At 48.9% G+C, this 12,421-nt stretch carries 14 protein-coding genes; 3 read left to right on the forward strand and 11 right to left on the reverse strand.

Features of this window, described 5'->3' with window-relative positions:
* Window positions 1-16 precede the first annotated feature (16 nt).
* On the forward strand, window positions 17-1,132 hold the full coding sequence (gene queG / locus BM292_RS08620) for a tRNA epoxyqueuosine(34) reductase QueG (protein ID WP_092857635.1): 1,116 nt from the start codon (window positions 17-19) through the stop codon (window positions 1,130-1,132).
* Between the two features lie 225 nt (window positions 1,133-1,357).
* On the opposite strand, the gene BM292_RS08625 is transcribed toward queG, so the two are convergent.
* The 9 genes from BM292_RS08625 to BM292_RS08665 form a co-directional block, all read right to left on the reverse strand.
* On the reverse strand, window positions 1,358-2,122 hold the full coding sequence (locus tag BM292_RS08625; protein WP_092857637.1) for an OmpA/MotB family protein: 765 nt from the start codon (window positions 2,120-2,122) through the stop codon (window positions 1,358-1,360).
* Between the two features lie 2 nt (window positions 2,123-2,124).
* Complete coding sequence (locus tag BM292_RS08630; protein WP_092857639.1) at window positions 2,125-2,949, reverse strand: motility protein A; 825 nt, start codon at window positions 2,947-2,949, stop codon at window positions 2,125-2,127.
* A 76-nt stretch (window positions 2,950-3,025) separates the two neighbouring features.
* Window positions 3,026-5,713 (reverse strand): cation-transporting P-type ATPase, encoded by a 2,688-nt coding sequence (locus BM292_RS08635; protein ID WP_092857641.1) that lies wholly within the window; start codon window positions 5,711-5,713, stop codon window positions 3,026-3,028.
* Between the two features lie 23 nt (window positions 5,714-5,736).
* Entirely contained in the window at window positions 5,737-6,297 is a 561-nt protein-coding gene (locus BM292_RS08640) for a DUF1415 domain-containing protein (protein WP_092857643.1), read from the reverse strand.
* Complete coding sequence (locus BM292_RS08645) at window positions 6,294-6,704, reverse strand: VOC family protein (protein WP_092857645.1); 411 nt, start codon at window positions 6,702-6,704, stop codon at window positions 6,294-6,296. The genes BM292_RS08640 and BM292_RS08645 overlap by 4 nt, the downstream gene beginning before the upstream one ends.
* Window positions 6,701-7,069, reverse strand: a complete 369-nt coding sequence (locus BM292_RS08650; protein ID WP_092857647.1) for a DUF805 domain-containing protein — start codon at window positions 7,067-7,069, stop codon at window positions 6,701-6,703. Before BM292_RS08650 ends, BM292_RS08645 begins: the two co-directional genes overlap by 4 nt.
* A gap of 103 nt (window positions 7,070-7,172) precedes the next feature.
* On the reverse strand, window positions 7,173-8,087 hold the full coding sequence (locus BM292_RS08655; protein WP_092857649.1) for a M14 family metallopeptidase: 915 nt from the start codon (window positions 8,085-8,087) through the stop codon (window positions 7,173-7,175).
* Between the two features lie 23 nt (window positions 8,088-8,110).
* Window positions 8,111-8,521 (reverse strand): MAPEG family protein, encoded by a 411-nt coding sequence (locus BM292_RS08660; RefSeq protein WP_092857651.1) that lies wholly within the window; start codon window positions 8,519-8,521, stop codon window positions 8,111-8,113.
* A 67-nt stretch (window positions 8,522-8,588) separates the two neighbouring features.
* Complete coding sequence (locus tag BM292_RS08665; RefSeq protein WP_092857653.1) at window positions 8,589-8,831, reverse strand: YheV family putative zinc ribbon protein; 243 nt, start codon at window positions 8,829-8,831, stop codon at window positions 8,589-8,591.
* Between the two features lie 69 nt (window positions 8,832-8,900).
* Between BM292_RS08665 and BM292_RS08670 the strand changes: the two genes are divergently transcribed.
* Together BM292_RS08670 and BM292_RS08675 are read left to right on the forward strand one after the other, a co-directional pair.
* On the forward strand, window positions 8,901-10,787 hold the full coding sequence (locus BM292_RS08670; protein WP_092857655.1) for an ATP-binding cassette domain-containing protein: 1,887 nt from the start codon (window positions 8,901-8,903) through the stop codon (window positions 10,785-10,787).
* The gene (locus BM292_RS08675; protein WP_092857657.1) at window positions 10,787-11,011 is read left to right on the forward strand and encodes a YheU family protein; all 225 of its coding nucleotides are present in this window, start codon (window positions 10,787-10,789) and stop codon (window positions 11,009-11,011) included. The genes BM292_RS08670 and BM292_RS08675 overlap by 1 nt, the downstream gene beginning before the upstream one ends.
* Here the strand turns inward: BM292_RS08675 and cysQ are convergent.
* Window positions 10,986-11,831 (reverse strand): 3'(2'),5'-bisphosphate nucleotidase CysQ, encoded by an 846-nt coding sequence (gene cysQ, locus BM292_RS08680; protein ID WP_281247505.1) that lies wholly within the window; start codon window positions 11,829-11,831, stop codon window positions 10,986-10,988. The genes BM292_RS08675 and cysQ overlap by 26 nt on opposite strands.
* Window positions 11,828-12,376 (reverse strand): ADP compounds hydrolase NudE, encoded by a 549-nt coding sequence (nudE, locus tag BM292_RS08685; protein WP_092857659.1) that lies wholly within the window; start codon window positions 12,374-12,376, stop codon window positions 11,828-11,830. Before nudE ends, cysQ begins: the two co-directional genes overlap by 4 nt.
* Window positions 12,377-12,421 lie beyond the last annotated feature (45 nt).

Here is a 12,421-nt window from a genome sequence, read left to right on the forward strand (position 1 = left end):
GGATAAATCGAATTCTATGGATTATCACCAACTAGCCGAAGATATTAAACGTTGGGGCGCTGAATTAGGCTTCCAAAAAGTTGGTATTACCGATGTCGATCTCAGTACCGAACGTGAGCATCTGCGCCGTTGGTTAGAGCAAGGTATGCATGGTGATATGGAATGGATGGCGCGCCATGAAGAATTGCGTACGAGCCCTGATCAACTGCATGAAGGCTCAGTTCGCGCTATTTCTGTTCGTATGAACTACTTACCCGCCGAAGCTGGCTTCGCTAAAACACTGAATAACCCGCGACTAGGCTATATCAGCCGCTACGCACTGGGCCGTGATTACCACAAATTAATGCGCAAACGCCTCAAGCAACTTGGCGATCGCATTCAAGAGGCCTGCGCTGAACTCGACTTTCGTCCATTTGTCGACTCGGCTCCAATCATGGAAAAGCCGCTGGCGATTAAAGCAGGGCTTGGCTGGCGAGGAAAACACACACTGGTGCTTGATGAAGGCAGCGGGTCGTGGTTTTTCCTCGGTGAATTACTGGTGAACCTTCCGCTACCGACCGACCGAGAAGTTGAGGAAAAATGTGGTAGTTGCAGTGCCTGCATTACCATTTGCCCCACCCAAGCCATTGTCGAACCTTATGTGCTTGATGCGCGGCGCTGTATTTCTTACTTAACGATTGAGTTACGTGACAGTATTCCTGAGGAGTACCGACCTCTGATGGGCAACCGCATTTACGGTTGCGATGATTGTCAACTGATTTGCCCTTGGAATCGCTATGCGCAATTGACCGACGAAGGTGACTTTTCACCACGAAAAGATTTGCATGCGCCAGAGCTACTTGAGTTGTGGCAATGGGATGAAGAGACCTTTCTGAAGCGCACTGAAGGTTCGCCGATTCGGCGTATTGGTTACGACTGTTGGTTACGCAATTTAGCCGTTGCGATGGGAAATGCGCCAACGGATACCGATATTATAGTGGCGCTTGAGCAAAGGCGTTCAGCTGTATCTGCGATGGTTGCCGAGCATATCGATTGGGCACTTGAGCGGCAACGCAGTGGTACGGTTAAAGTTGAAAAACAGGTAATTCGGCTTGTACGCGCTGTGAAGAAGGGGCTCCCGCGTGATGCTTAACCGTTGCCGTAGACGGCTCTTGGCCGCGCGGTGACTGAGTGAACGTTTCCTGTTCTTGCGGGCTACATGCCACCAATATCACCATCGTACTCATAATGAGACCCAATAAGAACTTGTACATGGTTGCGCTCCCCACTTAGCTTACCGTTAAAATAACGGATGCATCATAGCGAGCAGCGCAAATACGGACAATCCGATTTATGAAAGGATTAAGTAAATCTTTGCTTATTCCTCAGGAGACGTCGGTGCTTCGGTCAAAATGAGATTCACGCGACGGTTTTCACTACGTCCCTCTGCGGTGTCATTTGGTTGTAACGGCTGACTATCAGCATAACCAATGGCACGAAGGCGCTGAGCGGCAATGCCATTGTTTTGCAGAAAACGTACAACCGAGATAGCTCGAGCGGCTGATAGCTCCCAATTACTCGGAAAACGTGCCGTACTGATAGGAATATTATCAGTATGACCTTCAACACTAATCTGCAGATTGGAATCGGCTAATGTACTCAGTAACGGTTGCATGACACGTGCGGCTTGTTGATTAAACTCGGCTTCACCACTGTCGAATAAGATTTTGTCGTTCAAGCGGATATTCAGTTTACCTGGCGATAGACTTACATTAACCGAGTCACCCAATCCAGCGCCAGCAAACTGCTCTTGAATACGCGACTGCATAGCACCTAACCCACTCTGTGCAGCCATGCTTGGCTGTGCTGATTGCTTATCACCTGACAAATCAGCATTCGCTAATAGAACGACAAATAGCACGAGTAGCAACGTCAGCAAATCCATATAGGTGGTTACCCAGCTGTCTTCCTCCTGATTCGCGTCGGGCAATTCATCGAGGTGACTTTTAGGGGTGCGGCTGAGCATTCGACTCGTAATATTTTGTGCGCCATCATCGGTGCTTTGCTCGCGTTCACGATTGGTTGCGACCGGCGCACCAGCGTGACGTTCCATTAAGTCATTTAACGTCGGTTCAGGTGCCATGCTTAACTCCGCTCTTGTGCCGGAGCCGCAGCGTTATTCTGTAAGGCTTGGTGCTCGTCGATATCTAACTCGTCTTCGACATGGGCAAAGAACGTTGCCAAATATTCGCGAATATAGCCAGGACTGCGTCCGCGAGCGATAAGCAAAATACCTTCAAGAATCATGTTCATCAGCTGTACGCGACGCTCGGTACGACGTTCAAATTTAATCGCTATTGGCTTAAAGAACATATTGGCTAATACCACGCCATATAATGTCGTCAACAATGCAAACGCCATATCCACGCCGATTTCCGTCATGCTACTACTGCCCATGCCATGTAGCATGTTGACGAGGCCAACCAAGGTTCCCAACATCCCGAATGCTGGTGCAAATGCCGCCATGGTGCGATACACCTGTGCTTCGGCGCGCTCTTTAATTTTCATTTTTAAGATACGCCATTCCAGTAGCTCAGCGATGTCTTGTGTTGGCGTACGATCAATAAGGAGTTGCAAACCGGTTTTTAAAAACGGATTCTTAACCTGAGCCAATTGATCTTCGGCGTTAGCAATACGCCCTTGAACGAGTTGCCGTGCCACTTCAACCAGCTCTTTTTGGTCATCGTGGGCGTACATTTTCTCATTGCGAAGCACAATCCATAAAATTTTGAATACCCGCACCACTTCTCGTAATGGATACGCCAATAAGGTTGCGGCGAAGGTACCACCAAGTACGATGGCAAGACCTGGCAAATTCACAAATGCCCAAGCATCCGCTGCGGTTAAGAAAATTGAAAGGACAACAATGGCAATGCCTGAGAGCATGCCGAGCAACGTTGATAAGTTCATGGGTATTCGCTGGCCTATTTTACAACTTGAGATGACTTTAGTTATCGGCAGATAACCACAATTCTTGAGGGGGAATTTAAAGTCGCCAGTTAAATAAACGAATGCGAATTTGCTTCTCGATTTCAACAATCAAAAGTAGCGCTACCCCAAGACACATGACCAAACCGACTTGCTGCCAGCTTAACGCTTCAATACCTAGGAGTTTTTGTAACGGAGAGACATAAGTAACCAAAGCTTGGGCCAATAAAATAAGGCCCACAGCTAGCCATAAAGGCTGCGTGCCACGCAACGCCCGCCACGTCAGTGAAGGGCCGTATATGTTACGGATAAAGAACAAGTGGAAAATTTCAAGCACAACCGCGGTATTGAGCGCCATACTGCGCGCGACTTCAATACTCTGCCCTTGATTGAGTGCGTATTGAAACGCGCCATAAAGTGCGGCCACAAATAACACCGAAACAAACACAACATGCCAAACCAAAGCGCCGCGCAGCAGTGGTTCGGAGCGTTGCCGTGGAGGGCGATGCATACTATTAGGTTCAGTCGGTTCAAACGCTAATGTCAGCCCTAAGGTAATCGCCGTCACCAAATTGACCCATAATAATTGCACTGGCGTAATCGGTAACGCCAAACCAAGCAATAAGGCAATGATAATTGCCATCGACTCCCCGACACTGGTCGGTATATCCCAACTAATAACCTTTTTGAGATTGTCGTAAACAGTACGCCCTTGCCGAATAGCCGCAACGATTGAGGCGAAGTTATCATCCGTGAGCACGACATCAGCAGCTTGCTTGGTGGCTTCACTACCACGAATTCCCATCACGATGCCGACATCGGCTCGTTTTAAAGCAGGCGCGTCGTTTACCCCATCACCGGTCATGGCAACAATATGCTGCTGCTCCTGCAATGCTTGAACCAGCCGTAATTTATGCGCAGGACTCGTCCGCGCAAACACATGGGTGTGTCGCACCGCCGCACTAAAGTCACTGTCGGATAGCAAGTCTAGGTCGGTGCCGGTGAGTACATGGTGAGCGTTTTCAATGCCAACTTGCCGTGCAATCGCTACGGCCGTTCCTGGATGATCACCAGTAATCATTTTGACCCCAATACCGGCTTGCTGACACTGTTGAATGGCGGCAATTGTCTCGGCCCGTGGAGGATCAATCAAACCAACAAGACCGACCAAGGTTAAGCCCTGAATTACGTCGTTCTGTTCCAGCACCACTTTTGTGTCAGCAACTTGGCGTTGCGCCAGCGCTAGTACCCGTAGCCCCTGAGCGGCAAGTTGTTGTGCCTGATTCAGCCAATATTCTTGAACCAAATGTTCCGATTGATTGCCAACAAGCTGGTGTGAACACATGCTGAGCACCTGCTCTGGAGCGCCTTTAACATGAATGAAAGCGTTACCGCGGTGATCATGATTTAAGGTGGCCATATAACGCGATTCTGCATCGAACGGAACTTCATCATGGCGATGCCATTGGCGACGATCGTGATCAAGCGACCAACCGAGTTTTGCCGCAAACGCAAGTAACGCTCCTTCCATTGGGTCGCCCGCAACCTGCCAGCCGTCGTCCGCTTGATGCAATTGCGCATCGTTACACAACAAAGCAATTCTGCCAGCATCGTTTATCGGACTATTGGGATGATTCGACACCGGCGTGGCGGCATCCAGAACCTCGCCATCTGGGGAATAACCGTCACCAGATACATTGAGCTGAGCTGTTGCGGTCGTTAACGCAGCAACCATCATTTCGTTGCGCGTTAAGGTTCCGGTTTTGTCAGTACAAATCACTGAAACCGCGCCCAAGGTTTCAATACTAGGAAGGTGACGCACGATGGCATGACGCTTCGCCATCGCTTGCACCCCGACCGCTAATGTAATGGTCATCACCGCCGGCAACCCCTCAGGAATTGCGGCGACGGCGATACTCACCATAATCATAAACAGTTCAGCAAAGGGTTTGAGATCTAACCAACTGGCATAGGCGAGCAAAATTCCAGCGCTGATTAATATCAGCAAGGTCAGCCACTTTGAAAAGCGTGCGGTTTGCTCAACAAGCGGTGTCGTTAACCGCGATACTTCACTAAGCATCACGCCAATATGCCCAAACTCAGTATTCGAACCCGTAGCGGTGACAACACCTTGCGCGTGACCGGTGGTCACCCAAGTGCCGAGATACGCCATACAAGCACGACTACCTAACGGAGTTTGCTCCGGAAGTAGGTCGATTTGCTTACTCACTGCTTCAGATTCGCCGGTCAGTACCGCCTCTTGAACCTGCAGGCTGTGCGTTTCGAGTAACCGTAAATCCCCGGGCACTCGCGCCCCTGCCTCGAGAATCACGATATCCCCGACAACTAACTGCTCAGCTGGAATGTGGTGTTGCTTGCCCTCACGAATCACTACCGCAGTCGGTGCCAGCATATGGCGCAAGCCGGCAATCGCTGACTCAGCCTTGCCTTCTTGGTAATAACCAATAATTGCGTTGATAATGATGACGGCGAAAATAACCCCTGCATCAACATAATGCTGAAGTAATAGCGTGACGACAGTTGCCCCAATGAGGACATATATGAGGACGTTATGAAATTGCCGTGCTAATCGTCGCCATGCTGGTTCAGATTTGACCGTCGGGAGCGTATTCGGACCTTGCTGTTGGAGTCGCCGTTGCGCTTCTTCTGGCGTTAAGCCCTGCAGGTTACTGTGCGTTTGTTGAAGAACATCTGCAGGTGACATGGCATGCCATTGAGTTTGCATATGTCCTCCACAATCGTCTTACGTTATTGTTTTGATTTCTTGATATCTGCAAGAATTTTAGCAAAAAATTCAGCGCCTTTTTGCCGAGCAAAATCAATATTGCGTTCAGGAATACGCTCGGGCTTGGTGTAACTTGCTAGCGCATTGGCGACGCTTTCTTCACGCAGCACATGCAACATTGGGTATGGTGCACGATTGGTATAGTTGGCAGCATCATCAGCATCGCTATCGGCAAATTGATAGTGAGGATGAAAGGTCGCCAGTTGGTAAATGCCATCGTACCCTTCAAGTTCGAGTAAACGCTCTGCGTAATCAACTAAATCAAGATAATCATCAAAATCGTCAACGCCTTCGGGCAAAACTAACAGGGTGGTCGCAATGTCAGTGTTGGTGTCGAGTTGTTTAAGCAGTTGCAATAACGTTTGCAGTTGCCGAGCTAAATCGGCGCTCGGTTCTACGTGATAATGGATAGTTTCCTGCTCAACTTCACGGCGGGCAAAAGGACATAAATTAAATTGGACGATAACTTGGTCAACCCAAGCTTTGGTCTGAGCGATAATATGCGCGGTGTGATCAGTTGTCATATATACGGATTGTATACCACTTCCCATAAATGTTTTTCGGGGTCCATAAAGTAGCCTGCATAACCGCCCCATGAAGTGGTTTGCGCCAGCTTGACCCAACTTGCACCTGCCGCTTTCGCTTCATAAAGAACAGCATCAACAGCGGCTTCTGAATCAACATTGTGTGCCAACAAAACATGCGTAGGTTCGGCTTTACCCACCGGTAAACCGCTATCATTCGCCAAACTTTGGCGCGGCCACAGCGCAAACATCAAGTTATTTTCAAGCTTAAAAAATGCCGCAGCACCATTTTCGTATTGCTCGCCAATAATACCTTCCGTTGGCCAGCCTAAGCCGTCGCGATAAAACGCGACGGCTTGCTCCAAATTATCCACCGTTAAGGTAATAAAGGAGATTCTTGGCTTCATGCAACGGCCTTTGGATTTGGACCAAAGCGGTTGTCGCCTGGCGTGCTATCCATGACAAAGAAGACAATCAATACAATGGCACCAATCAGCGGAATTAAGCCAATCAATAACCACCAACCTGACCGGTCGGTGTCATGCAAACGACGCACACCAACTGCAATCGATGGTATTAGTACAGCTAAGCTATAAATTGTCCCCAGCACACCCACACCGGCCTCTGGGTTACCGAGCCCTAAAATGCCATCAATGAAGCCAAGCACAAATCCAATAATGACGTTAAACAAAACAAAGAACCAATATTCAGAGCGGCGCGCGCGACCACTGAACACGGCATATTTTTTTAGAACGGCAAGATACCAATTCATGTTATTTTTCCTTTTTATTTGCCCTTATAATGTTCGGTCTACGTGATGTTGGGCTCATCTACGTAGTACTGCATTCCGTTTGCAAAAATAACGATTCTTTTAATTATTGCTTGCGCATGTATTCTAAAGCACCTTTGACAGCGGCAACTTGCGCTTCAATACACTCTTCTGGAGAGGCATTGGCGCTATCAGGATATACTTCGGTTGTGCTCACGTAAGGCGCATCGGTTAAGCCCATACATAAACCGAGCTCTTTACCAGCGTAGTGAATCACGCCCTCTTGTTCGACAGGTGCACCAATGATTTTGCCTTCGTCATCGGCCGGCGCGATATGAGTTACCTGACGTACGGAATCTATAATCGCCCTTTGGAATTCTGGGGTTGGTTTTTCCGAGTTACCCACCGTATAAAAACCATCCGGAATATTCCAATTGGTATTTACTTTACCGTCGCGAGCAGCAAGCGCTGGGCGAAACTCAGAATTATCAGTATCAGTGGTTTCATGCAAATCGATATGCATGACAAACTCAAGCTTATGACTGGCAAGATAATCCATGATTGCGGCGCACTCGCCCGCAGGACTATTTTCTTTAAACGAACGATTCGGATCAATCGCCGACGGATTCCAACGATTGATGGTTTCATATCCCCATGGGCTAATACAAGGCGCAATCAGAATGTTGAACCATTGGTTGTAATGCTCAGCATGTTGCTTGGCAAATGCTAAAGCACCATGAACACCCGATGTTTCGTAGCCATGCACACCGCCGGTGACCAAAACATTTGGTTTCTTATCATCCCAATCACGCGTTTTCAGCAAAAACAACGGGAACGTATTATTGGGATATTCCAACGCACCATACTGTTCGACATCAAATTGATCATGCAGTTGATTAATTTGCGTTACAACATCGTCAAAGTATGAGCGCTTAACAGATTGTTGTTGTAGCCATTGCTGCTTTTCTTCGGCACCCCATGGTTGCCCAGGCGTGCCGATTGGGTACTGCTGCTCTGTCATTGTTGAACCTTTTGAATCTCGTTTTAAGCCAATAATTTAATGGCGATTTGCACTAACACGGCAATATTCGCGATGATGCCAATCATGAAAAAATAACTACGCGGGCTCGGATTCCGCTCTGTCGCAATACCGTAGTACAGCAACATATGAATGATACGGGCGAATGCAAATGCCCAAACCGATATGGCGAACCACTGTGAGTCGACACCGGTGAAAATTGCGAGGAATACAGCGCCAAGAAAGAACGGAACATTCTCAATACTGTTTTGAAATGTGCGATGAGCACGAAAAACAAAGGAATGATGGCTCAGACTTTCATTAATTTTGCCGGGAATAGCGCCCGGCTGCTTAGCCTTGCTGCCACTGGCGATAATCCATTGCACCATCACTGTGGCTAAGATAACCCAAACACCCGCATAGACGAGATGATTCATGACCATACCTTTTGATGAATGTAAGAAACATTACAGTAGCGGCTAATCACAAGCTCTGCAATGGCAATTATTCGGGTTTGAAAATTCCGATAATGCTTTCTGATTCGACACTCTTACCCGATGCGGTTGGTGCATTTGCGGGGGCTTGCTGTGCCGCTGGTGGCTTTGCTCCACGCTCGGAAAACGTGTGGCCGCACTCAACACAACTGACTTCTTCTTGCTCGCCGGTTATTTTGAGCAACAATGTGTCGTGCGCATGACATGCTGGACATTCAGCGCCAGCGATAAAACGTTTACGAGTTTGAGTCATATTCACCTCTGTGGCTATCAGGTATAATTGTCGCAGAAACTGAGTCGAACACCAAGTTTAGGACTACCCATGATAAACATTCGCGCGATGTCGTTAATGCGCGGCGGCAAGTTATTGCTCGAAGACGCCAACATTACCATATTCCCTGGCCACCACGTGGGCCTTGTGGGCCGCAATGGTACGGGTAAATCATCATTGTTTGCCCTACTGCGCGGCGAACTTAGTGTTGAGCAAGGCTCCTGTGAGTTGCCAAGCGGTTGGCGTATTGCCAGTGTAAAGCAAGAAACCCCAGCGCTTGAACAGTCCGCTATTGAGTACGTACTTGATGGCGATAAAGAGCTCCGTGATCTCGAAAAACAATTAGCTGACGCCGAAGCGAAGCACGATGGCAACGCGATTGGTCTCTTGCATGATGCCATAGCCACCATTGGTGGTTATGAAGCGCCAGCGCGCGCGGCCGCTCTATTGTCAGGATTAGGTTTTCAACCTGAACAAATCTATGCACCGGTGAAGTCATTTTCTGGTGGTTGGCGGATGCGACTCAACTTAGCGCAAGCATTGATTGCGCGAGCCGATTTACTTTTACTCGATGAGCCGACCAACCACTTGGATGTTGATGCGATTTTTTGGCTCGAAGATTGGTTGCAGCGCTTTCCTGGCACACTTATTGTCATTTCGCACGACCGCGATTTCCTTGATGCGATTGCACAACAAATTGTGCTGATAGAGCATCAGCGCGCAACCAGTTTCAGCGGCAACTACAGTAGTTTTGAGCGCCAGCAGGCCGAGCAACTGGCACAGCAACAAGCACAATTTGAGAAAGAACAAGCGCAACGTAAACATCTGCAGAGTTACATTGACCGTTTTCGTTACAAAGCGAGCAAAGCAAAACAAGCACAAAGCCGAATTAAAGCGCTTGAGCGTTTGCAAGCAAGTGCACCGTTACGCGCCGCCAGCGGCTTTCAATTTAGCTTTAAAGAGCCGGAGCAATTACCCAATCCATTATTAACGCTGGATAAAGTGCAAGCTGGCTATGGCGATACGGTTATTTTGAAGAATATTCAGTTTAACCTCGTGCCCGGCAGTCGTATTGGTCTGCTGGGTCGCAATGGCGCCGGTAAATCGACCCTAGTCAAACTGCTTGCTGGAGAGTTAACGGCACAAGGTGGTGTTGTTGCCCTAAATCCAGGCGTAAAACTCGGCTATTTCGCACAGCACCAACTTGAAACGCTTGATGCGCAAGCAACACCGTTACAGCATCTGCAGCGGTTGGATAAATTTGCAACCGAACAGCAGCTGCGAGATTTTATTGGTGGCTTCGGATTCTCTGGCAATGCGGCCACCAGCCTGGTCGGCCCCATGTCAGGCGGCGAAAAGGCACGCTTAGTGTTGGCGCTGATTGTCTATCAAAAACCGAATCTGTTATTACTCGATGAGCCAACCAACCATCTAGATAGCAACATGCGTGAGGCACTCGTTTATGCACTGCAAGATTTCACCGGCGCTATGGTTATTGTGTCGCACGACCGTCATTTATTGCGCACCACAGTCGATGAATTCTATTTGGTTGCGCACCAGCAAGTCGAGCCATTTGCTGGTGATTTAGATGCCTACCATGATTGGCTGAAGCAGCAGGCACAACTATCAGTTTCAAGTACCAACAACGGGAGCGGAAAGGCGGACAAGAAAGCCGAGAAACGTCAAGCCGCGGAACGACGACAAGCACTGAAGCCACTAAAAGATCGCGTGATCAAAGCAGAAAAGACACTTCATCAAGCCGAACAAAAATTGGCTGAGCTTAACGCATTGCTCGCGGACACCGGACTCTATGAAGCGGCACGCAAAGCGGAATTAGCCGATATTCTGCAGCAACAAGCGCAGGCACAAGCCAATCTCGCGGTAGCCGAAGAAGAATGGATGACGGCTGAGGAAGCGCTACAAGAGGCACAAGATTAATGCAAATCCCATGGCAACAAATCGACCCCGAGACGTTAACAAACTTAATCGAGATGTTTGTGCTGCGCGAAGGCACTGATTATGGCGACGAAGAAAAATCCCTCGAAGAAAAAGTCGAGGATGTTCGTCGCCAATTACGTTCGGGCGAGGCCGTATTAGTTTGGTCGGAGTTACACGAAACGGTGAATATTTTACCGGCTAATCAGCGTTTCGATGATGAGTAAACACGTGCTGCCATGGCACTTCTGGGTCGCCCAAAATAATAAAATTTGGATTACCTAAATTGGCTTCTTGATTATAGGTGAGCGGAGTGAAGCTCTCGCTGACAATACGCCCGCCCGCTTCACCGACAATGACTTCGGCAGCTGCCGTATCCCATTCACCCGTCGGTCCAACCCGCAAAAAGCAATCGGCACGCCCTTCGGCAATCATACAGGCTTTAAGTGAACAACTCCCGGCTGGAACCAATTGTAACTCGCGATCGCTGGTCATGCGTTGCAACACCCGCTCGCGTGGTTGACGCCGACTTATTGCTAAATGCAAAACGTCATTGAGCGGATCGGCAAGGCGACGAACTTGAATACGTTGTATGCCATGTACATCACGGCGAAAAGCACCCTGCCCACGCTGGGCGGTGTACAGCACATCGCCAGCGGGCCAGTAAATCACCCCTAGCACCGGTTGGTTGTACTCAACCAAGGCAATGATCACGCCAAAATCACCACTGCGGGCAATAAATTCTTGTGTGCCATCAATCGGGTCAATCATCCAATAGCGCGGCCACTTTCGACGCTCTTCAAACGCTAAATGCGAACCCTCTTCAGAAAGCACGGGAATATCCGGTGTGAGCGCAGCCAATCCATCAACAATCAGCCGATTGGCGGCAAAATCCGCGCTCGTTACTGGCGATTCATCATCTTTCTCATACATTTCATAGGCTTGTTCTTCATATAATTCAAGAATCAAATCGCCAGCGCGCATCGCAATATCAGCGGCGCCTTGCAGCCAGCCCTGTAATTGCTCGATCGAACTCGTTGTTGTCACTTGGTCAGCTCCCGCAACGTCATTAATAAGGCCGCAATACTACGCGCCTCGGTAAAATCTTCTTGTTCTAATAACGCGTCCGCTTTGCTCAGCAACCACGGTACCTGCTCGAGCGGCTCCGGCTCATCGCCTGGCAGACTTTCAGGATATAGGTCGCGAGCGATGAAAATATGCATCGTAGCCGCGAAAAATTGCGGCGCCATGGTGACACTTTTGAGCGGGATTAGTTGCTTGGCACCGAAACCGATCTCTTCTTTGAGCTCACGGTTTGCGGCATCTTCTGGCGTTTCGCCGGGGTCGATCAATCCTTTCGGGAAGCCCAGCTGATAATTGTGGAGGCCTGCGGCATATTCTCGTACCAGCATCAATGTTTCGTCATCAACAAAAGGGACAATCATGACGGCACCACGACCACTACTGGCCATACGTTCGAATTGCCGTTCAACACCGTTACTGAAACGCAAATCGACCGCTTCGATGCGCAATAGGCGGCTGGTTGCTACAATTTGGCGAGTTAAAATTTCTGGAACTGGTTTATGCGCCATAAGAATTCCATATTACTGGCTAAATACATCGGCTTTTCGTTACTA

Origin of the sequence: Pseudidiomarina tainanensis, from assembly GCF_900115255.1 — a bacterium.
In the GTDB taxonomy this organism is placed as follows: Bacteria; Pseudomonadota; Gammaproteobacteria; order Enterobacterales; family Alteromonadaceae; genus Pseudidiomarina; species Pseudidiomarina tainanensis.

Excerpts from the sequence above, each read along its gene's own strand:
- queG (WP_092857635.1), top strand. The coding sequence starts at position 17 with ATGGATTATCACCAACTAGCCGAAGATATTAAACGTTGGGGCGCTGAA.
- BM292_RS08625 (WP_092857637.1), bottom strand. The coding sequence starts at position 2,122 with ATGGCACCTGAACCGACGTTAAATGACTTAATGGAACGTCACGCTGGT.
- BM292_RS08630 (WP_092857639.1), bottom strand. The coding sequence starts at position 2,949 with ATGAACTTATCAACGTTGCTCGGCATGCTCTCAGGCATTGCCATTGTT.
- BM292_RS08635 (WP_092857641.1), bottom strand. The coding sequence starts at position 5,713 with ATGCAAACTCAATGGCATGCCATGTCACCTGCAGATGTTCTTCAACAA.
- BM292_RS08640 (WP_092857643.1), bottom strand. The coding sequence starts at position 6,297 with ATGACAACTGATCACACCGCGCATATTATCGCTCAGACCAAAGCTTGG.
- BM292_RS08645 (WP_092857645.1), bottom strand. The coding sequence starts at position 6,704 with ATGAAGCCAAGAATCTCCTTTATTACCTTAACGGTGGATAATTTGGAG.
- BM292_RS08650 (WP_092857647.1), bottom strand. The coding sequence starts at position 7,069 with ATGAATTGGTATCTTGCCGTTCTAAAAAAATATGCCGTGTTCAGTGGT.
- BM292_RS08655 (WP_092857649.1), bottom strand. The coding sequence starts at position 8,087 with ATGACAGAGCAGCAGTACCCAATCGGCACGCCTGGGCAACCATGGGGT.
- BM292_RS08660 (WP_092857651.1), bottom strand. The coding sequence starts at position 8,521 with ATGAATCATCTCGTCTATGCGGGTGTTTGGGTTATCTTAGCCACAGTG.
- BM292_RS08665 (WP_092857653.1), bottom strand. The coding sequence starts at position 8,831 with ATGACTCAAACTCGTAAACGTTTTATCGCTGGCGCTGAATGTCCAGCA.
- BM292_RS08670 (WP_092857655.1), top strand. The coding sequence starts at position 8,901 with ATGATAAACATTCGCGCGATGTCGTTAATGCGCGGCGGCAAGTTATTG.
- BM292_RS08675 (WP_092857657.1), top strand. The coding sequence starts at position 10,787 with ATGCAAATCCCATGGCAACAAATCGACCCCGAGACGTTAACAAACTTA.
- nudE (WP_092857659.1), bottom strand. The coding sequence starts at position 12,376 with ATGGCGCATAAACCAGTTCCAGAAATTTTAACTCGCCAAATTGTAGCA.